We start from the raw sequence: 22,403 nt of genomic DNA on the forward strand, positions 1-22,403 counted from the left end.
TCATCCTGTTAAAATGTCTTCATTTGGATATTTGATTTTTTCTTTCTTTGGTTTCGCCAATGAGAACAGAAGTGTAAGAGGCCCAACTTTTCCAATAAACATAATGATGATGATTACTTCTTTCCCAAGATCCGACAGGCTGCCGGTGATCCCCATCGATAACCCAACCGTTCCAAAGGCGGAAACGACTTCAAAGAGGATTTCTATAAATGAGGCTTTTTCTGACAGGGTCATAATAAAGATTGCTGTCAGTACAAACATCAAGCTTACCATCGCAATAGCCAGCGCCTTAAGAATAAACCTCGGATGGATGCTTCTTCTCCCGATTGTCAAATCTTCTTTTCCGCGCAGGAAGGTAATGGTCGCAAAGACAATAATGATCGCTGTCGTCAATTTAATCCCGCCCGCAGTCGATGCACTGCCGCCCCCGATAAACATGAGAATGATCATCAGAAAAAGAGTCGCTTCATCAAGGCTCGCCATATCGAGTGTGTTAAAACCTGCTGTTCTCGGAGAAACCGCCTGGAAATAGGAGGCAAGCAGCTTGCTTCCTGAAGACAGATTCCCGAGTGTTTCCGGATTGCTGTACTCCACGAAGAAGATAAAAAACATGGCAAACACATTTAAAACGAGCGTGCCGATCAGCATGATTCTTGTATGAAGAGAAAATTTGCTGAACTTCCGTTTTTTCCATATATCCAGGAGTACGGTAAACCCAATCCCCCCGATGATAAACAGGGAGGAAATAACGATATTGACCAAAGGATCATTTACATAGCGGATAATATTATCCGGCCACAGGGCAAATCCGGCATTATTAAAAGCTGATATGGAGTGAAAAAAGCTGTAGAAAAGACCTTTGGACCAGCCAAATTCTGGAACCCAGCGGATTGATAAAAAGACCATGGCAACAAATTCAATCAAGATGGAAAACAAAAACAAGTGTTTGACAAGATTGACCACTCCGCCAAGAGATGTTTGGTTAAGCGCATGCTGCATCACAAGACGTTCTTTTATCCCAATCTTCCTGCCAAGGACCATATAAATCAGGATGGCAAAAGACATAATACCAAGTCCGCCAAGCTGAATAAGGAGAGCGATAATGGTCTGCCCGAATGTAGTAAATGTGCTTCCCGGATCAACCGTAGCAAGACCTGTAACCGTCATGGCAGATGCTGCAATAAATAGGGCGTCAAGCCATCTGACAGACTCATGCGTAGCGAATGGCAATTTCAGAAGAACCGTTCCAAGCACAATGCCGGCTGCAAAAACGACGACAAGCAGCTGAGAAGGATTTAATCGTGTTAACCTCTGCATTCTTTTTCTGCTGAACACCTACATCCCCTCCTCCTCAAACCTTGAAATGTCTTTATTGCGTCCGATGACAAGCAGAATATCACCGCTTTTAATGAATTCTTCTGCAGGCGGGGAAACAATGATTTCTTCCTCCCGCTGAATCCCTACAATGTTGCAGCCGTATCTTGATCTGATATCCAGATCAATAAGCGTTTTCCTGTGGATTTTGGAGGTCGCCAAAAGCTCCGCCATACTGTAATCCTTTGAAAGTTCAATGTAATCAACCATTTTTTCAGAAAAGATATAATGCGCGATCCGCTTTGCCATATCGCGCTCGGGATGAATCACTTTGTCTGCTCCTATTTTGTCTAAAACTTTATGATGATAGTCATTTTGGGCTTTTGCCCAGACCTGCGGAATCTTCATTTCTTTCAAAAGCAGAGTAGTCAGGATGCTCCCTTCAATATCATCTCCAAAAGAAACAAAGGCATGATCCACATTCCGGACCCCCAGCTGCTTTAGTGTTGCTTCATCAATCGCATTTGCCTGCACAGCAAGAGTGGCATATTGAGAATAGTACTGCACCTTTTCATCATCTTTATCAACTGCCAGCACTTCAATTCCCATTTCATGAAATTCCTTTACAAGACTTCCTCCGAAACGTCCAAGCCCAAAAACCGCAAACTGCTTTCTCACCTGATTTTCCTTCTTTCAATCCATTAATTTTGCACACAAAAAAGACACAGAGGTTCCATGAACCACTGCGCCTGTTTTTTCAGACTGCAATATGTTTCATTTATCCTCTCTCAAGAACGCTTGCGAAGTTAGCTGTCGGATTCGGGCCATGAGAGTAGCCCTACCTGTAAAGGATTCACCCCGAGCTGCAGTCTGCAGCAAATTTGGGTCCCCCGCTCCTAATGGATTCAGCGATTTAAGAACATATGAATGTGAGTTATGAGAGTATCTTACTCCTGTTGGAATGGACAGTAAAGAGGCATATTCGGGCAAAAAGCTTTAATTTTACGTGTAAATCGTTTGGTTAAGCGCTTACATATGTGTTTTGCTGACTCTGGCTGTAAATTTTAGGGTTTCTCGGATATTGTACTAGTGAACTTTGATGCTGATATCTGAACCGCAGGAGGGACATGACTCGTTACCGCCGACTTTTGCCTTTTTTCTGCCGACTCCCGTGTTTTATCTACCGACTTTTGAACTTTCACTGCCAACTTCATCCATTTTACATCCAACTCTCTCTGCAGGCGGTTCCCACAGTATAACTTCGTTTTCCCTAGAAAAAGAAGGCATCTAAAGAGGGCTTCTGCCTGGCTAACGATCCAGCTCAGTTTTAGAACCAAATCTCCGTAAAATCAACAATCATACAGCGAATAAAAGGCCAGAATACCTCTTTTCTAGAAACCTTGTGACCGAGTTCAGCGTTCCGCTAGAAAAAGAGGTCATCTCAGAGGGCTCCAGTCCGGCTAACGATCCAAAGTCAGAGTCTAACAGTCCAAACTGCCTTGCTAATAAGCGAAATACCGGGTCTAACAATCCAAAACAAGCATCTAACAATCCGAGGTCAATTCAGAGCCGGATCCCCATCATTTACAGCAGGCAATCACTGCATCAAAAAAACCAGGCCGCCGCAGCAGACCTGGTTTCGATCTCTTTATAATTTTGCACGCTGCAATCTCAAGGCATTCAGTACGACTGATACGGAACTGAAGGCCATGGCTGCTCCGGCAAGCCATGGTGCAAGCAGCCCTGCCGCTGCCACTGGAATGCCAAGCGTATTATACCCAAAAGCCCAAAAGAGGTTCTGCTTAATGTTGCGGATGGTCAGCTTGCTCATGTAGATGGCATCCGCAATGCTGTTTAAATCGCCTCTCATCAGCGTAATATCTGCCGCTTCCATGGCGATGTCCGTTCCTGTGCCGATTGCCATGCCTGTGTCTGCAGCAGCAAGGGCGGGAGCATCGTTAATGCCGTCCCCAACCATCGCCACTTTTTTCCCGGCCTTCTGAAGGTTTATCACTTCTTCTGCTTTTCCTTCAGGAAGCACTTCAGCAATGACATGCTCAATGCCCGCAGCTTTTGCGATTGCCTGCGCTGTCCGTTCGTTGTCGCCGGTCATCATGATGACGTCGAGTCCCATCTGCTTTAAGCGTTCAACCGCTGCTTTAGATGTCTCTTTAATCGTATCCGCTACAGCGATCAAGCCCGCCAGTTCTCCGTCAATTGCTGCAAGCATAGCCGTTTTCCCGTCAGCTTCCAGGCGTTCTTTTTCTGAAAGAGCTGCTTGCGCGTCAACTCCGTATTTATCCATAAGGCGTATGGTGCCAATCAGCACTTCATGGCCTGCTGCCTCAGCTTTAATACCAAAGCCAGGTACAGCTTCAAACTTGCTTGCTTCTGCGAGCTCGACGCCTTTCTCTCTTGCTCCGGCGACAATGGCCTGGGCGAGAGGATGCTCAGACTGATTTTCTGCTGCAGCGACCAGCTTCAGGACAGTCTCTTCATCACGGTCACCATAGAGAATCACATCCGTTAATTCCGGTTCCCCTTTTGTCACAGTACCGGTTTTATCTAAAACAACCGTATCCACAAGGTGTGCCGTCTCCAGGTGTTCTCCGCCTTTAAAAAGAATACCCGCTTCAGCAGCGCGCCCGGAACCTGCCATGATGGAGGTAGGCGTAGCAAGGCCCAGTGCACATGGACATGCGATGACAAGCACCGCAATCATTTTTTCAAGCGCTCCTGCAAAGTTTCCCTGGTCAACCCATAAGATCCAAATCAGGAACGTTAGAACGGCAATCCCGACAACGATCGGAACGAATATGCCTGAAATTTGATCAGCGAGACGCTGAATCGGCGCTTTTGACGTTTGTGCCTGCTCAACCACTTTAATGATTTGTGCAAGCGCTGAATCCTTGCCGACTTTCGTTGCTTTCACCTTAACGAAGCCATTTTTATTAATGGTTGCTCCATAGACTTGATCACCAGGTGATTTATCGGCAGGAATGCTTTCACCTGTCAGCATGGATTCATCAAATGCTGAGATCCCCTCTATAATTTCACCATCAACCGGCACTTTTTCTCCCGGTTTAATTAACACGGTGTCTCCTGCTGCAACTTCTTCAAGAGGCACCTCAAGTTCGGTGCCGTTCCTGATCACCCTTGCTGTTTTTGCCTGAAGTCCCATCAGTTTTTTTATGGCTTCTGACGATCTTCCTTTTGCTTTAACCTCAAACAGCTTTCCGAGCAGAATCAGGGTAATCAGCACAGCACTCGTTTCAAAATACAGCTCCGGCATATGACCGGCATGCCCGATGGACTCTATTGTCAAATAGAGACTGTAGAAATAGGCAGCTGATGTTCCAAGTGCAACAAGAACGTCCATGTTGGCACTCTTATTTTTAAGTGCTTTGTAGGCGCCAATGTAAAACTGGCCTCCAATTATAAATTGAACCGGAGTTGCGAGAATCAGCTGAAACCAGGGATTCATAAACAGTTCCGGCACATACATCCATGAGGTGAAGGAGAAATGACCGACCATTGACCAGAGCAGGGGAATTGAAAGGATGGCCGATAATATAAATTTTCTCTGCTGCTTCCCAATCTCTTTTTGCTTGCGGTCTGCTGTATCTTCATGGCCCTTCTCTGCTTTGACACTTGCTCCATACCCCAGTTTTTCAATCCGCTTGATCATATCCTGAGGTGTAATAACAGAAGGGCTGTATTCAACCGAACCTGTTTCAAGAGCTAAGTTAACGGTTGCTTTTGATACGCCTTCGAGCTTGTTCAGTCCTTTTTCAATTCTTGCCGAACAAGCTGCACACGTCATTCCGCTAATACTGAATTCAGCTTTTTCAAGACTGACTCCGTATCCCAGATCCTCTACCTTTTGATGAATGGCTGCGCTGTTCGTTTTTCCCTGATCGAATGTGACGGAAGCTTTCTCGAGAGCGAGGTTCACTGTTGCCTGCTCAACTCCCTCAATCTTATTCAGGCCTCTTTCAATTCTGTTTGAACAGGCTGCACACGTCATTCCGGTTATTTGAAAATTGGTTTCTTTGAGATTGCTCATTTAGAGTCCCTCCATATACCACATAGGGGTATATATTTCTAAAAAAGAAAACGTGCGGTTTAGCACGGTTTCTCTGGTTAAAATAAAGCGATTGCGCTTTTCTCATTGTCCAGCTCCATCGCCTAACTCCTCGGCCAGAACGGCTCCGCCAAAAAAAGCAAACCCGGCTTTTTCCGGCGGATCCTTTTCTGCCCTTCGGAGCTGACCAAGGCGATTCCGCTTTTCGTTTTATTCCACCTCATACCCCTGATCATCAATAGCTTCTTTGATGGCAGCCAGGTTCACTTTTTCCGGGTTGTACTCGACAGCTACTGTGCCTTCGTTAAGATTGACTTTTACTGATGTGACACCGTTTAGTTCACCCACGCCGCCTTCTACTGCTTTCACACAATGGTTGCATGACATTCCCTGTACATTCAATGTTGCGTTTTCCATATTGTATCTCCCCTTTTGTTTTATTTCATTAGACGTTTAACAGTTACAAGTACTTCATCGATGACTTCAAGATCACCATCCTGGATGCGTTCGACCAGACAGCTTTTCATGTGGCCTTCAAGAAGAATTTTGCTGACGGAATTCAGGGCAGATTGTACAGCAGCTATTTGAGTCAGAACATCATCACAATAGGTATCCTTATCAATCAGCCCTTTTACTCCCCGAATCTGGCCTTCTATTCTGTTCAGCCGTGTCACTAAATTCTTTTTAGTTGTTTCCGAATGATGGCTCTTTCGGTCTGTTCCTGGAACATGACAGCTTTCAGGTTCATTTGCGTGATCAACCATGTCATGCACCTCCTTGATTTAAATTTACCATACCCCCCTACCCTATGTAAAGGAAAAAACCGCCTATTTTTTTTCGTCTGTCCACTTGTAGCCTGCACCCCATACCGTTTGAAGGTGTTCTTCAACCGGAAAGCCTGTTTTTCTAAGTTTGTCCCGGATATGTCTCACGTGAGAATCGACCGTTCTGCCGTCTGTATCTGCCTCATATCCCCATACTGCCGTAATCAGGTGGTCCCGGTCAAACACCCTGTTCCGGTTTTGCAGAAAAAGACCGGCCAGTCGAAATTCTTTTGGGGTAAAAGGAATTGTTTTCTCTCGGTAAACAGCTTCCTGCTTATTTTCATCCCACTTTAATCCCCTGAATTCAATTGCAGGGTTGTTTCGCGTTCTTCTTAGAATGGCTTCAATTCTTGCAAGCAATTCGGATTCATCAAACGGTTTCGTCAGATAGTCATCCGCACCGGCCCTGAGTCCTTTTACAATATCCGCCTTATGATCCCGGGCGGTGACCATAATAATCGGAATATCTGAAAACAGCCTGATCTCCCTGCAGATCTCAAAACCGCTTTTATCCGGCATCATGATATCTAAAATCACCAGAGCAGGGTTTTCACTTGCGATCAAGTCTGCCGCTTCATTGCCGTCGGTGCTTTTCACGCAGGAATAGCCTGCAGGCACAAGATAAAGCTCCAGCAGATTAAGCATCAGCTGTTCATCATCTATCAAAAGTATTTTTTTCATGCTTTTGACTCCTTTTGAAACTCAATGATAATAGAAGTTCCTTTTCCAAGACTGCTCTCTGCACGGACTGTGCCTCCCGCAGCCTCCACAATTTCTTTTACGATGGCCAAACCAAGACCTGTCCCTCCGCTGTGGCGCGACCTCGACTTGTCTACTCTGTAGAGCCTGTCAAAGACATGCGGCAGGTCTTTCTCAGGTATCCCGATCCCCTCATCAGAAAAGGCAATCTTCACGGAATGATGCTCTTCCCGGACTTTGACTGTAATGGCTGAATTCTCCTCCGAATAGCGGATGGCGTTGTCTAAAATATTCAAAGTAACTTGCTCAAACCTTGCCAGGTCAATAAAAAGATAGACCTTATCTTCCGGAAAGTCCTCTACAACCTCCATTTTTTTGTCTGCCAGAACGGCCTGAACCTGTTCAACTGTTTTTCGGAGGAATGACCGTATCTCCGTTTTCTCTTTTTCAATGTGAAAGGACAGCTGATCCATTCTTGCCAGTTCGAACAGATCCTCCACTAATCTTGACAGGCTGGATGTTTGCTCGCTTAATATTGTCAAATAGTTCGATCGCTCAGCAGGAGGAAGCTCCGGTCTTTTTGCCACATCAGCATATCCCTTAATATACGTGAGGGGGGTACGCAATTCATGAGCAATGCTTGCCAAAAATTCGTTTCTTTCCTGTTTCAGGTGCTCAAGATCACTTGCCAGCTTTTGAATGGAGGCACCAAGCTCGCCAAGCTCATCGTTTCTGTGCATTTGCAGCTTAACCGTAAAATCCCCTGCACTTAACCGCTCCGTTGCCTCTTTCATCTTGAGCATGGGCTTTGTCACAATTCTTGATAAAAAGAAAACGGCTATAATCGTCAGCAGCACAGAAACAGTGCCGATAAAAAGGAAATGGTCGTTCAGCCTTGAGATCATGGATTGGATGGAATCTGTCCCTTTAAACATATAGACATATCCTTTTACCTTTTCCCCGTCGCGGACGGGGCTTGCCGTCCATATATAAGGACTGTTTTTCCAGTCTTCCCCCGATGCCGAAGGTTCCATTAATGCCTTTTCCATATCAGAATTGAGATCAGCAGATCCATAGAGAACGGTTTTATCCGCTGCTGTCAGCAAAACGTCCGTATCAGCCTCAGATTCCATGAGAACCACATGCTCCATTGTTGTTTCATCCCCGTGTTTCTCAAGGACATCACGATGGCTGTCCCCCCTGATTTGCAGGGCAGTCAGCTCTTCTTCTACACGTGTATTTACAAGATTTCTGTATAAAAAGAGAAAAAGACAGGTCTCTACTATTAAGATAATGATAAAAAACAATAATCCAATTTTAATGGCAAGCTTGTTCACGGTGAATCCCCTTATTATTCTTATTTCTTTTACCATACCAGAAAAATGTGCATAATTTGTGCAAGCGGGCTAAAAAAGCATACACAAAAAGCGGCCCCAAAGGCCGCTTTCTGTATTAAACCATTTTCTCATCAATTTCAGGAATCTTATATTCTCCATGTTTCTTTTCCGTTTCAGCAACAATAACAGCACATGCTGCATCTCCAGTGATGTTAACGGCTGTACGCGCCATATCAAGAAGACGGTCAATACCGATGATCAAGGCGATACCCGCTACTGGAAGACCGACAGAGTTCAGTACCATGGCAAGCAGGATTAGTCCTACTCCCGGCACACCGGCAGTACCGATTGATGCAAGAACAGCTGTCAGAACGACCGTAATCATTTGAGTGATTGTAAGGTCGATACCGTAAACCTGCGCAATAAAGATTGTCGCTACACCTTGCATGATTGCTGTTCCATCCATGTTGATTGTTGCGCCAAGCGGTTGAACGAAGCTTGAGATCGGCTCAGGAACTTTCAGGCGTTTTTGGGCTGTTTCCATAGATACAGGAAGTGTTGCATTACTGCTTGACGTACTGAAGGCAACTGCCATTGCCGGCGAGAAGTTTTTGAAAAATGCCACCGGACTTTGTTTTGCAAGGAAGAAGATGGCCGATCCATATGTGACAACGGCATGAATCACAAGGGCAAGAATAACGACTCCCATGTAGAGACCCATTGCCTTCAGAGCATCGAGTCCCTGGCTGCCGACTGCCGCTGCGATTAAACCAAATGTGCCGTATGGAGCGAATTTCATTACAAGATTGACAAGGTACATCATTAAGTCATTGCCCTGCTCAACAAATCTCAGCAAAGCACTTGCCTTTTTACCAAGGAATGTAATACCAAGACCTACAAAGATTGAGAAAACGATAATCTGAAGCATATTGCCGTCAGCAAAAGCCTTAACAGGGTTTGTTGGAATCATGTTCAGCAGTGTTTCCGCTACAGAAGGGGCTTCCTTCGCTTCGTACTCTGCAGAAGATGTATCAAATTCCCCGAAGTTCCCCGGCTGAATCGTAAGGGCAAGAACCAGTCCGATGACAATGGCGAGTGCGGTTGTTCCAAGAAAGAATGTTACAGTTTTAACACCGATTCTCCCAAGCTTCTTCGGATCACCGAGCCCGGCTACCCCAAGAGTAATAGAGAAGAAGACAATCGGCACAACAAGCATGTTAATTAAGTTCAAGAAGATTTTTCCAAGCGGCGTAAACAGGAATGTATCCAGCTGCTTAAATAAATCCGGGGCGGTAATATTGAGGATTAATCCTACAATTGCACCCAGAATGAGACCAATGATGATTTTCGTTGCTAGTTTCATAGACAACCTCCGTAAAATAGAATAATAAAAAGCTAGTTATTTATTCCCAGTTTAACGGGATGGAGAAACATGATTGTGAGAGTTTTTTAAAAAATACAAAAAAACCACAGGAGGAACCCATGGTTTGCATTCGTCAATTTGAATAATTATGACTTTTCACAGTTGAGTCTCTCCAGCGCAAGCGAGGTTAGCTGTCGGATTCGGACGAAGAGCTGTCCTACCTCAAAACTACAAGGATTCACCCCCAGTGCATGCGCACTTACTCGGGTCCCCCGCTCCTGTTAAGGATTAAGCGTATATTTATTAAGTTATACTACTATTCTAAATAATAGTTTGTCTTTTGGCAAACATCAAAATTTGCCTTTAGTTGGATTTAAGCATAAAATTTAGCAGAAATCGCGATAAATTAAGGAGTTTTCCCATGAAAAGATGGATCAAAAATTTTTTTCTGATAGCCGTGGCAGTACTTGTACTTGCGTTTGCAGGCTTTTTCATATGGTCACAGCAGACATATAAAGCAACTGAAGACCTTTACAACTCGACCAATATTCAAAAGGAAAACACAGCAGACGGCTATTTGCTTTTTGAACCGGTGAATCAGAAGACAAATACGGGCATTATTTTTTATCCCGGAGCAAAGGTCGAGCCTGAAGCTTACGCCTATCTTGCCGAGCAGCTTGCTCAGCGGGGATATACAGCGGCGATTGTCAAAATGCCTTTTAACCTGGCGATTGCCGGCATCAATAAAGCCGGGAATGTAATTAAAGACAATCCGGAAATCACAAAATGGTATCTGGGAGGGCACTCACTTGGGGGAGCTTCAGCATCGATCTATGCCTATGACCACCAGGATACAATAAAAGGACTGTTCCTTATGGCTGCCTATCCCACAGATTCCAGTGATTTTTCCGGGACTGATTTTCCGATTTTGACAATTTACGGAGAGAAAGACGGTTTGGCCACTCTTGATGATATCAGGGAGAAAAAACACCTGCTTTCAGAGGATACATTTTTCTATCAAATTAAAGGCGGAAATCATGCGCAGTTCGGCATTTACGGCAATCAAAAAGGCGATAATGAAGCGGACATCAACGTTTATATTCAGCAGGACCTTATTGTTAATACAATCGACAGATGGATCATCATGAATCAATAAGTTTTAAACAAAAAAACTGCACCCCTTCAAATAGCTTAAGGGTGCAGTATCTTATAATTATTTTACTGCCTCAAGAAACTCCTCTGCATCCTGAACTATAAGAGCCACTGCGTCTTTCCAGAAATCCTCTTTTGTCAGATCAGCGCCAAGATGCTTCATGGCAAGATCTTCAACCTGCATCGAGCCTGTATCTTTAAGCAAGGCAATGTATTTCTGCTCAAAAGCAGCTCCTTCCTCAAGCGCTTTTGCATAGATTCCAAGCGAGAACAAGTAACCGAATGTATACGGGAAGTTATAGAATGGAACGCCCGTAATATGAAAGTGGAGCTTTGATGCCCAGAAGTGCGGGTGATACTCGCCTAATGAATCACAATAGGCTTCTTTCTGAGCGTCTTCCATCAGCTCGCTGATTCTCTCGGCACTCACCATTCCTTTTTTACGCTCTTCATAGAACGCATTTTCGAAAATAAAGCGGCCATGTATGTTCATCAGAAGCGCCACACTGCGCTGAACTTTATCTTCAAGCAGAACAAGGCGCTCTTCTTCCGTTTTTGCTTTTTTCACTGAAGCATCCGCCACAATCATCTCGGCAAAAGTCGAAGCCGTTTCCGCCACATTCATCGCATAGCTGCGGTTCAGCGGATGAACGCCTGCCATTGCATGCTGGTGAAACGCATGACCAAGCTCATGGGCAAGAGTTGCAATGTTAGAAGGCGTCCCTGAGAACGTCATAAAAATGCGGGACTGATCGCTTTCCGGAAAGCTTGTGCAAAATCCGCCCGGCGCCTTTCCCTGTCTGTCTTCAGCTTCAATCCAGCGGTCTTCAAAGGCTTTTTTCGTAAAAGAGGTAAGCTCCTCCCCGAAGTTTGAGAACTGATCAAGAATAAACTCTGCTCCCTCCTGGTAGGAAACCTTCGACTCTTTGCCGCCGATCGGCGCATCAAGATCATACCAGCTGAGTTTTTCCACCCCAAGAAGCTCTGCTTTTCTTTTTAAATACTTCACTAGAGACTGCTTGTTTTCAGAAATAACCTTCCACATCACATCAAGCGTTTCCCGCTTCATCCGGTTGATTTCAAGCGGCTCGCTGAGCACATCGTTCCAGCCGCGCTTTTCGTAGACATTCAGCCTGAAGCCCGCAAGATGATTCAGCGTCTGTGCAAATAAATCCGCTTTGCTTCCCCATGCTTTTTCCCACTCTTCAAATACAGCCTTGCGGACTTCACGATCCCCGCTTGAGAATTTATTGGCTGCCTGGCCAACTGAAAGTTCTTTTATTTCTCCATCTTCTCTAAATGGAATTTTCACTGTTGAGACGAGCGTGTCATAAAATTGTCCCCACGCATGATATCCATCAACAGAAAGAGCATTAATCAGCGTTTCCTGCTCCATCGGCAGTTTATTCTTCGCTTTGTTTCTGCGTTCAGTAAGCACATAGCTAAGGTCAGCAAGACTTTCCGTCAAAATAAGCTCTTCCCAGACTCCATCCTCCACTTTTACAAGCTTTTGATCAAGGCTTGCGAGTGCATTCTGAAAGTGGGAGCTGAGCTGCGTTACTTTCCCTCTCAGAACAGCAGCGTGTTTGTCCTCTGTATCCTGAGCCTGCAGGCAGCCAACAAAAGCACCCGCCTGTCTAATTCTTTTAGCAATCCCCTGGAATGAGTCAAGGATTTCATTAAGGTAAACGTGATCCTCTTTTGAGCTTGGCACAACCAGCTGATCTGCCTCTGCCTGAAATAATGGAACGTCCTTTTCAAGCTCTTCTAAGTGACGCTTAAAACTTTCAGACTTGCTGCCTCCTTCAAAAAATACATCCAAATTCCATGTTTCTGCATATGTAGCGGCTTTCATAAGTTTACCCCCCATTAAGTATTTCGCTGCACTAAATAAACTGACAGGTCTATTATATAACATCGGCTTGAATTTTTGTATAATTCTTACTCTTTTCAAATACAAAAAAAACAGCCTGCAGGCTGTTTTTAGTTACTTCACCGATTTATCTGATTTTACCTCATCGTCATCCATTAAACCTTTTGTTGCATTTTTGAATTCTCTCAGTGTTTTGCCTGCAGCTTTGCCCAGCTCCGGAAGTTTTTTCGGTCCGAAAAGCAGGAGTGCCACAAACACAATCAACATGATTTCGCCGAATCCCAAGTTCATCATGTAACCTTCTTCCATGTCATATTTTCATAAAAATAGAAAGAAAACGCTATCTTTGTAAATTATAGTAGATTCCTGTGTACAATGCAAAGTGAAGTTTTGGTGACAATTATTTCAAGATATCATGCAATTATTGCTATATGGTATATCTCGTTGACAAACTTATTTCTCCCTGCTAAATTAATTCTATTAAAATAACATTAAAAAATCCTCACGACATCTCAGTGAGGTAGAGGTTGCGCGATTGGAAGAGTAGCATGCATGAGGCCGGTGGGGCTGATGAACGCATGACGAAAGGCCTTCGCGCCGAAGTGTATAACAGCCACACTGTTATACGCTGGGACGGCATTAAACAGGTGCCGGACTGCCGCAGATTTTTCTGCGGAGTGCTATCTGGAGATGATCGTGAGTTTTTGCGTACTGTGGCGCACGGACTTTTCCGTGCGTCTTTTTGTTTGTTTTTATTAAGAATGACACAGACTGATCATAAGGTATGTGTTCCATAGGAGGTTTCACATTTTGAAACAGAAAAAATGGGGTTTCTGGCTGTTAACAGCCTTTGTTGTAGGAAATATGGTCGGTTCGGGTATTTTCATGCTTCCGAGCACACTTGCACAAACGGCAAGTCCTCTCGGTGTAACGAGCGCCTGGCTTGTCACTGGATTCGGCGTTCTGATGATTGCTCTTGTTTTCGGCAATCTTTCTATCCGCAGACCCGATTTGACGGCAGGTCCTCAAAGCTATGCGAAAGCCCTTTTTGATTCTCCTAAGAAAGGAAATGTCGCAGGCTTCAGTATGGTCTGGGGCTACTGGGTCGCGAACTGGATCAGCAATGTTGCCATTATCACCAGCTTTGCCGGCTACTTATCTTCCTTTTTCCCGATTATGTCGGACAAATCTGTTCTTTTTACAATAGGCTCACAGGACGTTCAGCTTGGGAGAGCAGTAACGTTTGCTGTCTGTACCATTCTGCTTTGGGGCACTCATTCCATTCTTGTCACAAACATGACAGGTGCAGGGAAGCTTAATTTTGCTGCTACCGCTTCTAAAGTCATTGGATTTATGCTGTTTATCATTGCCGGATTATTTGCACTTGAAACTGCCGCGTTCGGCGAATTTTATTTCCCGGTTGAAACAGACAGCGGCAGTACCCTCGGACTGACAAGTCAAATTCAATTCGCCGCGATCTCAACTTTATGGGCGTTTGTCGGAGTAGAATCTGCCGTGATATTATCAGGACGCGCATCCTCACAGAGAGATGTGAAAAAAGCAACTATTACCGGCTTAATCATTGCCGTTTTCATCTATTTGATTATCACACTTATAACCATGGCTGTTCTTCCGCATGACCAGCTGCAGACCTCCGACAAACCGTTCGTCGATGTGCTCTCCGTTATTTTAGGAGATGCAGGAGCGAATGCAATGGCTCTGCTCGCCGTTGTGTCCCTGTTCGGTTCCACCATCGGCTGGATTCTGCTTTCTTCTGAAGTGCCGTATCAGGCTGCGAAGTCAGGCATCTTCCCGGCATTCTTTGCAAAGACCAATAAAAAAGGCAGTCCTAAAAATGCCCTGCTGATAACGAATTTAATGTCGCAGATCTTTATTTTTTCAACGATTTCAGGGACCATCAGCGAAGCATATACGTTCCTGACAACGTCAGCTACACTTGCTTATCTTTTCCCGTACCTTGTCTCCTCCATCTTCTTCCTGAAGCTGATCGCTAAAGGAGAAACGTATGATCTGGTAAAGGGTTCACGTGTAAAAGACGGGATCATCGCGTTCATTGCCTGCTTGTACTCTGTCTGGGTGATCGTCACCGGAACAGCGGACCTTAAAACATTTGCTCTGGGCGTAGGCCTTTTCCTTGCAGGCTTTGTGATCTATCCTTTCCTTGTAAAGTACATGAAAAAAGAAGAATCTGCCTCTGCTTAACCAAAAGGGCTGCATCCATTATGCAGCCTTTTTAATTTGCTGCCGGAGCAAACATCTGGCTTGCACAATACTCAATGATTTCCCTCCTTCTTATGATTCCAATGAAGATTCCTTTGTCATCAGTCACTGGCACAAAATTCTGTTCCATGGCCCTTGTAATAATATGTTCCATCTCAGCCTGAATGGAAATGGGCTCGTTTTTGCGGTGAAAAGGGATTTCCGTCAGCCGGATGTTTTCTGTGTTATGAAAATTCAGGTTTGGGGTATTTTTCAGCTTCCAGAGCAGATCTCCCTCTGTCAGCGTCGTGACATATTTCCCTTCTTGATCAAGCAGAGGGACCGCTGAATAGCGGTGGTATTCCATCTTTTCAAGCGCCTGACGCATCGTCGACTGGATAGGCAAATAGACAACTTCCTTTTTTGGAATCAGGAAAAAAGCAATATTCATTTCTTAAAAGTCCTCTCTATATTTTTCCATCTGACACAATGTGAATATCAATGTTTTCTGTTTTTCTCATAATTGTATTTACGATAGACCCTTTTCGGATTTCCTCCCATCTTGTTCTTGCTGACTGCCCCAGCAGAATTTGAGTCACATGGTATTTCGTTGCTGTTTCTATGATGATGTCTGCAGGTTTACGGTTCCTCTCATGCTCAAGCAAAAAGACCGCATTGAATTGAGAGGACAGCAGCTTCCACCTTTCCATTTTTTCTCTCATCTCCTGGGTAAATGATTCTTCCGGTAATTTTGCTGCATGGAGGATAAAAAGCTGTGCACGGAGCCGGTTCGCCATCCTCCAGCCTCTTCTGATGAGTTTTTCGGCTGTAGGGCCGTATCCCACGCAGACAAGTATTTTTTCATGTACGCCTATGGGACCATATGAAAGGTTTCCGCTGATCTGCTCCATTTTTTCATCTACATCGTCCGCCACTTCTCTAAGGGCGAGCTCCCTTAAAGCAGAAAGATTGGGAACGGTAAAGAAATGGGAGAGACTTTGCTCTATCTTGTCAGAGCCGTAAATTTTACCTTCTGACATTCTTTTTCTCAGCGTTTCAGGCGTCACATCAATCAGCTGGATTTCGCTTGCTCTTTGAACAAACAAATCAGGCACGCGTTCGCGCACCGCTACTCTCGTAATTTGCTGAACAATATCATGGACACTTTCCAGATGCTGAATATTGACGGCGGACATGACATGGATGCCTGCTTCCAGTATTTCTTCTACATCCATATACCTTTTAAGATTTTTAGAGCCTGGTATATTGGTGTGGGCAAGCTCGTCAATAATAACAACCGCCGGCTTTCTTTCAATAATGGCCTCCACATGCAGTTCTCTGAAAATGCTTCCCTTATATTTCATCTCTTTAAGCGGGATGACTTCAAGGTCTTTTATCAGATCCTCTGTTTCTCTTCTTCCATGACATTCAATCAGACCGATGACGGCATCAATGCCTTCAAGCTTTAAATCATGGGCATCCTGAAGCATTTTATACGATTTTCCAACCCCTGGGGCAGCTCCCACATAAAGCTTCAGTTTGCCCCGGTTCATTTCTGCAATTTCATCAAGCAGCTCCTGCGGGGTTTTTCGCCTGAAATATGGATGGTTTTCCGTCATATTTTCACCTCCTCTATGATAAGCGCGTCAGCTGTTTACAAACATCCAGCCTCAGCTTAATCGGCAGCTGAGGCGGATCTTATTTATTGTTTCATCATGTTTTTTATGTCCAGATTCAATTTAAGAACATTCACTCTTTCTTCTCCAAACAGTCCAAGTTCCCTTCCCTGCACATGTTTTTCAATCAGTTTTTCAAGTTCAGCTTTGTTAATTCCTGTTTCTTCTGAAACCCGATCGAGCTGCACGTAGGCTGCTTTTGGACTAATATGCGGATCAAGACCTGAGCCTGAATTTGTCAGCAGGTCATTCGGTACATCGCTGATTTTCGTTTCAGGATTGTTTTTTTTCCACTCTATTATTGATTCCTTCGTGCGATTCAGCATATCCTCATTGGATGGTGCATAGTTGTTGGAGCCTGATCCTGCACCGCTGTATTCAATGCTTGAGACTCTTCCGTGGAAATAGCCTTCTTCTGTAAAAGTCTGTCCCATCAGCTCAGAACCTATCACCTTATCATTCTCATCATAAATTAAACTTCCATCTGCCTTATGAGGGGCAGCCGCCTGGGCAATTCCTGTTACCGCAACCGGATATACCAGGCCGCAGAAGGCCATTAACACAAGAGTCATTCTGATAATCGGCCCTATTATTGATTGTTTTTCTTCCATTGTATAAACCTCTTTTCTTCTATATAAATGCAGCAAGGCAAAGATCGATCATTTTAATGCCGATAAAAGGAACCAGCACTCCTCCGAAACCGTATACCAGCAGATTTTTTCTGAGCAGGGCATTTGAACTCATCGGTTTATAGCTGACACCTTTCATTGCGAGAGGAATCAGGATCGGGATAATAACTGCGTTAAAAATCAAGGCCGACAGGATCGCAGAGATTGGCGAATCAAGTCTCATGACATTCAGCATATTCATTTCCGGAATGGCGAGCATAAACATGGCTGGAATAATGGCGAAATACTTGGCAATATCGTTTGCAATACTGAAGGTTGTCAGTGCTCCGCGTGTCATCAGCAGCTGTTTTCCAATTGAGACGACTTCAATGATTTTCGTTGGATTGGAATCTAAATCCACCATATTCGCCGCTTCTTTTGCAGCGGCCGTTCCGCTGTTCATGGCAAGACCTACATCTGCCTGTGCAAGTGCAGGGGCATCATTTGTGCCGTCACCCGTCATGGCAACAAGCTTGCCCTGTGATTGTTCATATTTAATGACTTCGATTTTGTCCTCAGGCTTGCACTCTGCAATAAATTCGTCAACACCCGCTTCTTTTGCGATTGTGGCAGCTGTGAGAGGATTATCTCCCGTACACATAACGGTTTTAATCCCCATGCTGCGCAGCATGTTAAACCGCTCTTTCATTCCGGGCTTCACCGTATCTTTCAAATAAATTAATCCGAAGATCTGATCATTCATGGCTACAGCAAGCGGCGTACCGCCGGCCTTAGAAATGTCATCCGTTTTTTTATCAAGATCAGCAGGGATGACTCCTCCATGTGACAGAACCCATTTCTTCACGGCATCCACCGCGCCTTTTCTTACTGTCGTCCCATCAGGCAAATCCATGCCGCTCATACGTGTTTCGGCTTTAAACTCAATGAACGTTCCTCCATCTGCAAGATCCGTTCTGTATGAAAGCTGCTTGTTCTTTAACAGCTCAAGAACCGATCTTCCCTCTGGTGTTTCATCTTCAAGCGAACTGATGGCTGTCCATTGGGCAAGGTCCTGCATCGGGGCATTGCCCACAGGAATGAACTCACTCGCCATGCGGTTCCCGAATGTAATCGTACCTGTTTTATCCAGAATGATGGTGTTTATATCACCTGCAGCTTCAACGGCTTTACCAGACATCGCAATGACGTTAAACTGTGTTACCCGGTCCATCCCGGCGATTCCGATCGCGGAGAGCAATCCCCCGATTGTCGTGGGAATCAGGCAAACCAGCAGTGCAATCAGAACAGGTATTTCAAGCTGAAAGCCGAGATAATTCGCATAAAAAGGAAGTGTTACAACGACAATCATGAAAATGAGTGTCAAGCTTGTTAAAACCGTATTCAGAGCAATTTCATTCGGTGTCTTCTGACGCTCGGCCCCCTCAACAAGAGCAATCATTTTATCAAGGAAGGATTCGCCCGGATCACTTGTGATTCTCACTTTAATCTGATCGCTTACCACCTTTGTTCCTCCTGTTACGGAGTTGAAGTCTCCTCCCGCTTCCTTAATAACAGGAGCAGATTCTCCTGTAATGGCTGATTCATCAACAGATGCAAGACCTGAGATAACCTCACCGTCCCCTGGAATAAACTCTCCCTGTGATACAATAACCAAATCTCCTTTGCGGAGCGAAGCGGAGTCAATTTTTTCAATCTCTCCATTAGGTTTAAGGCGATTGGCCGTCATTTCCTTCTTGGAATTTTTCAGCGAGTTTGCCTGAGCCATTCCCCGTCCTTCTGCCAAAGCTTCAGCAAAGTTAGCAAATAACACGGTGAACAAAAGAATCAGTGAGACCGTTAAATTAAACGTCACGTTTACTTCTGCAGATCCAAAAGCAGAAGGTGCAAAAGTGAGCAGCAATGTCAGGAAGAAACCAATTTCTACAATAAACATGATTGGATTTTTCACCATGATTCGCGGATCAAGCTTAATAAAAGATGCCTTTATTGCGTTTCCAATCAGCCCTTTATCCACTTTCGTTCTGTATTCCGGCTTCTGATCTTCCGGCTCTGTCTGTCTTGCACCTTCCATCTGATCATACCTTTCAGCAGCCTTCACTGCGGTTGCTAATGATGTCTTACTCATTTCGGATCCTCCAATTAGGTTTATAAAGTTAAAAACTCTGCGACCGGTCCTAAAACCAGTACCGGGAAGAATGTCAATGCCCCTACAATAAATACCGCTCCGACAAAAATGGTGCCAAACAAACTAGTATCTGTACGGAATGTTCCGATGGTTTCCGGCACAAGCTTTTTAGCAGCTAATGATGCTCCAACAGCAAGCATGGCAATGATGCCAAAGTATCTGCCGATAAACATGACGATTCCAGTTGAGATGTTCCAGAACGGAGTGGCATCTCCAAGACCTTCAAAGCCTGAACCATTATTGGCTGCAGAAGATGTGTATTCATAAAGAACTTGGGAAAGCCCATGGAATCCCGGATTTGAAATACCGTCAGATCCTAGCGGCGTATAAAGCGCAAGGGCTGTTGATCCCAGAATCAGAAACGGATGAATCAGCAAGGTAACAGCGATCAGTTTCATTTCTTTTCCTTCTATTTTCTTGCCAAGGAATTCTGGCGTGCGCCCTACCATCAGGCCAGATAAGAAAACGGCGATGACAGCGTACATGATGATATTCATAAAGCCAGCTCCAATCCCGCCGAAAACCGTATTCAAAAGCATATTCGACAAGGCCAGCATCCCTGTGATGGGAGAAAGCGTATCATGCATGGTATTAACCGCTCCTGTTTCAGAAGCTGTTGTCACGATTGCATAAAGAGCAGATTGTGCCGCACCAAAGCGGACCTCTTTGCCTTCCATGCTTCCTGATGCCTGCTCAAGGCCTGCTTCAGCCAATCTTGGGTTACCCTGATATTCAGATAAAAGAGCTGTTCCAAGAAAGACCACGAAAATCATGGCCATTGCAGCAAATAGGATTCTGCCCTGCTTTGCGTTTCCGACCATTTTTCCATACGTGAAAGGAAGGGCTGTCGGAATCAGCAGCATCAAAAGAATTTGCAGCAGGTTGCTAATCCCGTTAGGATTTTCAAAAGGATGGGCTGAGTTGACACCGAAGAATCCTCCTCCGTTGTTGCCCACTTCCTTAATGGATAAAAGAGAAGCAACAGGGCCCATTGCGATCGTCTGATCCGCGCCTTCTACGGTTTTTGCCGTCACACTTGAATCCAGCGTCTGAGGAACACCAAGAAAAACAAATACCAGACCCGTTACAAAGGCTATCGGCAAAAGAACACGAGTAATGGAACGAATTAAATCTACAAAGAAATTTCCAAGAGGGTTGCCTGAAAGTCCTCTTATTAATGCAATGGCTGCAGCAAATGCTGTAGCAGGAGCGACAAACATCATAAACGTAATGCCGATCATCTGAGAAAGATAAGATAATCCGCTCTCTCCGCTGTAATGCTGAAGATTTGTATTGGTCATAAAGCTGATGGCCGTATTAAATGCAAGTGTCGGATCCATTCCGGCAATGCCGCTCGGATTCAGCGGAAGCGAACCCTGAAAACGAAACACAAGGTAAACGATAAAAATCATGAAAATATTTGAAATCAGTAGAGCAGAAGCATATTGCCTGAAACTTTGAATCGTTTGTTTGATTCCGCTTAGTTTATAAACCGCATGTTCAAAAGGGCCAAAAAAAGCATCAAGTTTCGTTGTTTCATAAGAAAACGCACGCGCAATGTAGTTGCCTGCAGGCTTTGCCAGCAGGACGACAAGCGCCAATGTCAGGATAATGGAAAGTATGGATAGTACACTCAATGTCTCTTCCTCCGCAAGTTAAAATTTTTCAGGGTTTACCAATGCATAAAGCAAATAGAGCGTGATGGCGGCGATTCCGCCGAGCAAAACAATCGTCACTTTTCTTCCCTTCCTTCAGTCACAATCTTTTCAGACCATTTTACAAGTCCTGACATAAGCAGCGTTAAAGCTGCAAATGAGAGAATCATGATACTGTCAAGCATTTAAATCCCCCGTTCTTATTGAATCAGAAATTTTACGTTATCCAATCTTGAATACATGACATGCTGAGCGCCGAGCAATTCATAAAGCTTAGCCGGATAATTCGCTCTTTTTGTAATCACCGTAATCGGCGCCCTGACACTCGCTTTGAGTATTTCCATCAGCCGGCAGGTCTCAGCTATTTTGTCTTCGAGCAAAAGCACTCGTGAAATGGGCTCGTTTATAATCAGGTACTGTGCATGTTGCTTAATAAAATAAATGGTTTTAAACCCTTTGGTTCTCAAATGACTTTCTACACTGTAATCTCCGGTAATAAATGACAGAGATGAATTCTCCGGGAGAATCTCATCCAGGCAGCCAAGCCTCGTATAGCTCGGAATGCAAATCAGCATCGTTTCCATGACGTTCCCTTCCTTTTCAAATCAATAAAAACCGCGGAAGAGGGTCTCTTCCGCGGTTTTTAGGCATCACTTAAAAAGCATGCCGCACCTGCGATTTTGATTTCCCTCACTGCGCTTTCGGGGTTAGCTGTCGGATTCGGGCTATGAGAGCTGCCCTGCCACCTTTTCAGATGGATTCACCCCAAGCGGCTGTATGCCGCAGAAGATTGGTTCCCCCGATTTCATTGTGAAATTAAGCGTCCAGGTATTCAGTTCTGATTTGACATCTCTTTTAGAGATCCACCTCCTTAAATCATTCTCGTATTTTAACCTTGCTTCATTTCGCCAAGCCAGTACGAGCACGTTCCAGGCTTGCTGAAAATCACGTATCGTGCTCCCAGTTTTTTATATAGGTCATAGTGTCTGCTGTCATCTGTCATCACGATAATCCGCATCGTGCCCAGATCTGAGAAAAAGGCTGTTAATTCAAATCCTTCATTGATCGAATCCGATATAACATAAACAGAACGATAATTTGAAAACTTCTTTTCCAATTCGATCAGGTTATCCATTCGTGTGTTTCCATCTCTAGAGTTCGACAGTTCACACGCATACTGCTCATAGTTCATGACATCTGCAAATCTTCTATTCACGCTTATACTCTCTACGACAGAACCGAATAAATCTCCCTTGCCTATAACCAGTGTGTGATTCATCGTCATCCCCCGCACATCCATGTATAACGGTATTTTTCCCCTCCTGCCGGCTCTACCCCTATTGGATGAAGCAGCCCAAGTGTAAAAAAAAGAGACCAATGCTTACCCTTCCC

Annotated in this window: 20 protein-coding genes and 4 riboswitches; of the genes, 2 read left to right on the forward strand and 18 right to left on the reverse strand. The window is 44.6% G+C overall.

Going from position 1 to position 22,403, the window contains the following annotated elements; all coding sequences use genetic code 11:
* The 8 genes from ACK1LH_RS17940 to ACK1LH_RS17975 form a co-directional block, all read right to left on the reverse strand.
* Entirely contained in the window at nucleotides 1-1,317 is a 1,317-nt protein-coding gene (locus ACK1LH_RS17940; protein ID WP_029284268.1) for a TrkH family potassium uptake protein, read from the reverse strand.
* Nucleotides 1,318-1,335: 18 nt separating this feature from the next.
* Nucleotides 1,336-1,992, reverse strand: a complete 657-nt coding sequence (locus ACK1LH_RS17945; RefSeq protein WP_029284270.1) for a potassium channel family protein — start codon at nucleotides 1,990-1,992, stop codon at nucleotides 1,336-1,338.
* Between the two features lie 102 nt (nucleotides 1,993-2,094).
* A riboswitch (cyclic di-AMP (ydaO/yuaA leader) is annotated at nucleotides 2,095-2,235 on the reverse strand.
* 727 nt (nucleotides 2,236-2,962) lie between these two features.
* Nucleotides 2,963-5,380 carry a heavy metal translocating P-type ATPase gene (locus ACK1LH_RS17950; protein WP_411333811.1) on the reverse strand — a complete coding sequence of 806 codons (2,418 nt, stop codon included), beginning with the start codon at nucleotides 5,378-5,380 and terminating at the stop codon, nucleotides 2,963-2,965.
* Between the two features lie 228 nt (nucleotides 5,381-5,608).
* Nucleotides 5,609-5,815, reverse strand: a complete 207-nt coding sequence (copZ, locus tag ACK1LH_RS17955) for a copper chaperone CopZ (RefSeq protein ID WP_029284277.1) — start codon at nucleotides 5,813-5,815, stop codon at nucleotides 5,609-5,611.
* A gap of 20 nt (nucleotides 5,816-5,835) precedes the next feature.
* Nucleotides 5,836-6,162: a metal-sensitive transcriptional regulator gene (locus ACK1LH_RS17960; RefSeq protein WP_029566682.1), complete on the reverse strand. Its 327-nt coding sequence runs from the start codon at nucleotides 6,160-6,162 to the stop codon at nucleotides 5,836-5,838.
* Between the two features lie 63 nt (nucleotides 6,163-6,225).
* Nucleotides 6,226-6,903, reverse strand: a complete 678-nt coding sequence (locus ACK1LH_RS17965; protein ID WP_203288784.1) for a response regulator transcription factor — start codon at nucleotides 6,901-6,903, stop codon at nucleotides 6,226-6,228.
* Nucleotides 6,900-8,258 (reverse strand): sensor histidine kinase, encoded by a 1,359-nt coding sequence (locus ACK1LH_RS17970; protein WP_411333814.1) that lies wholly within the window; start codon nucleotides 8,256-8,258, stop codon nucleotides 6,900-6,902. Before ACK1LH_RS17970 ends, ACK1LH_RS17965 begins: the two co-directional genes overlap by 4 nt.
* Before the next feature lie 115 nt (nucleotides 8,259-8,373).
* Nucleotides 8,374-9,621, reverse strand: coding sequence for a dicarboxylate/amino acid:cation symporter (locus tag ACK1LH_RS17975; protein WP_029284285.1), 1,248 nt, complete (start codon nucleotides 9,619-9,621; stop codon nucleotides 8,374-8,376).
* Between the two features lie 161 nt (nucleotides 9,622-9,782).
* Nucleotides 9,783-9,926: riboswitch (cyclic di-AMP (ydaO/yuaA leader) on the reverse strand.
* A 116-nt stretch (nucleotides 9,927-10,042) separates the two neighbouring features.
* Between ACK1LH_RS17975 and ACK1LH_RS17980 the strand changes: the two genes are divergently transcribed.
* Nucleotides 10,043-10,777 (forward strand): alpha/beta fold hydrolase, encoded by a 735-nt coding sequence (locus ACK1LH_RS17980; protein ID WP_029284287.1) that lies wholly within the window; start codon nucleotides 10,043-10,045, stop codon nucleotides 10,775-10,777.
* A gap of 57 nt (nucleotides 10,778-10,834) precedes the next feature.
* Here ACK1LH_RS17980 and ACK1LH_RS17985 read toward each other — a convergent pair whose 3' ends face one another.
* Nucleotides 10,835-12,628 (reverse strand): M3 family oligoendopeptidase, encoded by a 1,794-nt coding sequence (locus ACK1LH_RS17985; RefSeq protein WP_411333816.1) that lies wholly within the window; start codon nucleotides 12,626-12,628, stop codon nucleotides 10,835-10,837.
* A gap of 132 nt (nucleotides 12,629-12,760) precedes the next feature.
* Nucleotides 12,761-12,937, reverse strand: a complete 177-nt coding sequence (locus ACK1LH_RS17990) for a twin-arginine translocase TatA/TatE family subunit (RefSeq protein ID WP_029284291.1) — start codon at nucleotides 12,935-12,937, stop codon at nucleotides 12,761-12,763.
* Between the two features lie 222 nt (nucleotides 12,938-13,159).
* A riboswitch (Lysine riboswitch) is annotated at nucleotides 13,160-13,337 on the forward strand.
* Between the two features lie 116 nt (nucleotides 13,338-13,453).
* Here ACK1LH_RS17990 and ACK1LH_RS17995 point away from each other — a divergent pair.
* Nucleotides 13,454-14,869 carry an amino acid permease gene (locus ACK1LH_RS17995; protein ID WP_411335121.1) on the forward strand — a complete coding sequence of 472 codons (1,416 nt, stop codon included), beginning with the start codon at nucleotides 13,454-13,456 and terminating at the stop codon, nucleotides 14,867-14,869.
* A 31-nt stretch (nucleotides 14,870-14,900) separates the two neighbouring features.
* Here the strand turns inward: ACK1LH_RS17995 and ACK1LH_RS18000 are convergent, their stop codons facing one another.
* The 8 genes from ACK1LH_RS18000 to ACK1LH_RS18035 all read right to left on the reverse strand — a co-directional run bounded on the left by ACK1LH_RS18000 (nucleotide 14,901) and on the right by ACK1LH_RS18035 (nucleotide 22,290).
* Entirely contained in the window at nucleotides 14,901-15,317 is a 417-nt protein-coding gene (locus ACK1LH_RS18000) for a CBS domain-containing protein (protein ID WP_029284297.1), read from the reverse strand.
* Nucleotides 15,318-15,333: 16 nt separating this feature from the next.
* The gene (gene kdpDN, locus ACK1LH_RS18005; protein WP_411333817.1) at nucleotides 15,334-16,485 is read right to left on the reverse strand and encodes a KdpD-like non-kinase potassium sensor; all 1,152 of its coding nucleotides are present in this window, start codon (nucleotides 16,483-16,485) and stop codon (nucleotides 15,334-15,336) included.
* Between the two features lie 83 nt (nucleotides 16,486-16,568).
* A complete protein-coding gene (gene kdpC / locus ACK1LH_RS18010) occupies nucleotides 16,569-17,153 on the reverse strand; it encodes a potassium-transporting ATPase subunit KdpC (protein WP_411333819.1) in 585 nt (194 codons plus the stop codon).
* A 19-nt stretch (nucleotides 17,154-17,172) separates the two neighbouring features.
* Complete coding sequence (gene kdpB / locus ACK1LH_RS18015; RefSeq protein ID WP_411335122.1) at nucleotides 17,173-19,242, reverse strand: potassium-transporting ATPase subunit KdpB; 2,070 nt, start codon at nucleotides 19,240-19,242, stop codon at nucleotides 17,173-17,175.
* Nucleotides 19,243-19,316: 74 nt separating this feature from the next.
* Nucleotides 19,317-20,993 (reverse strand): potassium-transporting ATPase subunit KdpA, encoded by a 1,677-nt coding sequence (gene kdpA, locus ACK1LH_RS18020; protein WP_411333820.1) that lies wholly within the window; start codon nucleotides 20,991-20,993, stop codon nucleotides 19,317-19,319.
* A gap of 18 nt (nucleotides 20,994-21,011) precedes the next feature.
* Entirely contained in the window at nucleotides 21,012-21,092 is an 81-nt protein-coding gene (locus ACK1LH_RS18025; protein ID WP_081414239.1) for a potassium-transporting ATPase subunit F, read from the reverse strand.
* 119 nt (nucleotides 21,093-21,211) lie between these two features.
* Complete coding sequence (locus tag ACK1LH_RS18030; RefSeq protein WP_051827375.1) at nucleotides 21,212-21,595, reverse strand: hypothetical protein; 384 nt, start codon at nucleotides 21,593-21,595, stop codon at nucleotides 21,212-21,214.
* A gap of 98 nt (nucleotides 21,596-21,693) precedes the next feature.
* Nucleotides 21,694-21,844: riboswitch (cyclic di-AMP (ydaO/yuaA leader) on the reverse strand.
* A 56-nt stretch (nucleotides 21,845-21,900) separates the two neighbouring features.
* Nucleotides 21,901-22,290 (reverse strand): hypothetical protein, encoded by a 390-nt coding sequence (locus ACK1LH_RS18035; protein WP_139015517.1) that lies wholly within the window; start codon nucleotides 22,288-22,290, stop codon nucleotides 21,901-21,903.
* Between the last annotated feature and the right edge of the window lie 113 nt (nucleotides 22,291-22,403).

The organism is Metabacillus indicus (genome assembly GCF_046603695.1).
GTDB lineage: Bacteria > Bacillota > Bacilli > Bacillales > Bacillaceae > Bacillus_P > Bacillus_P indicus.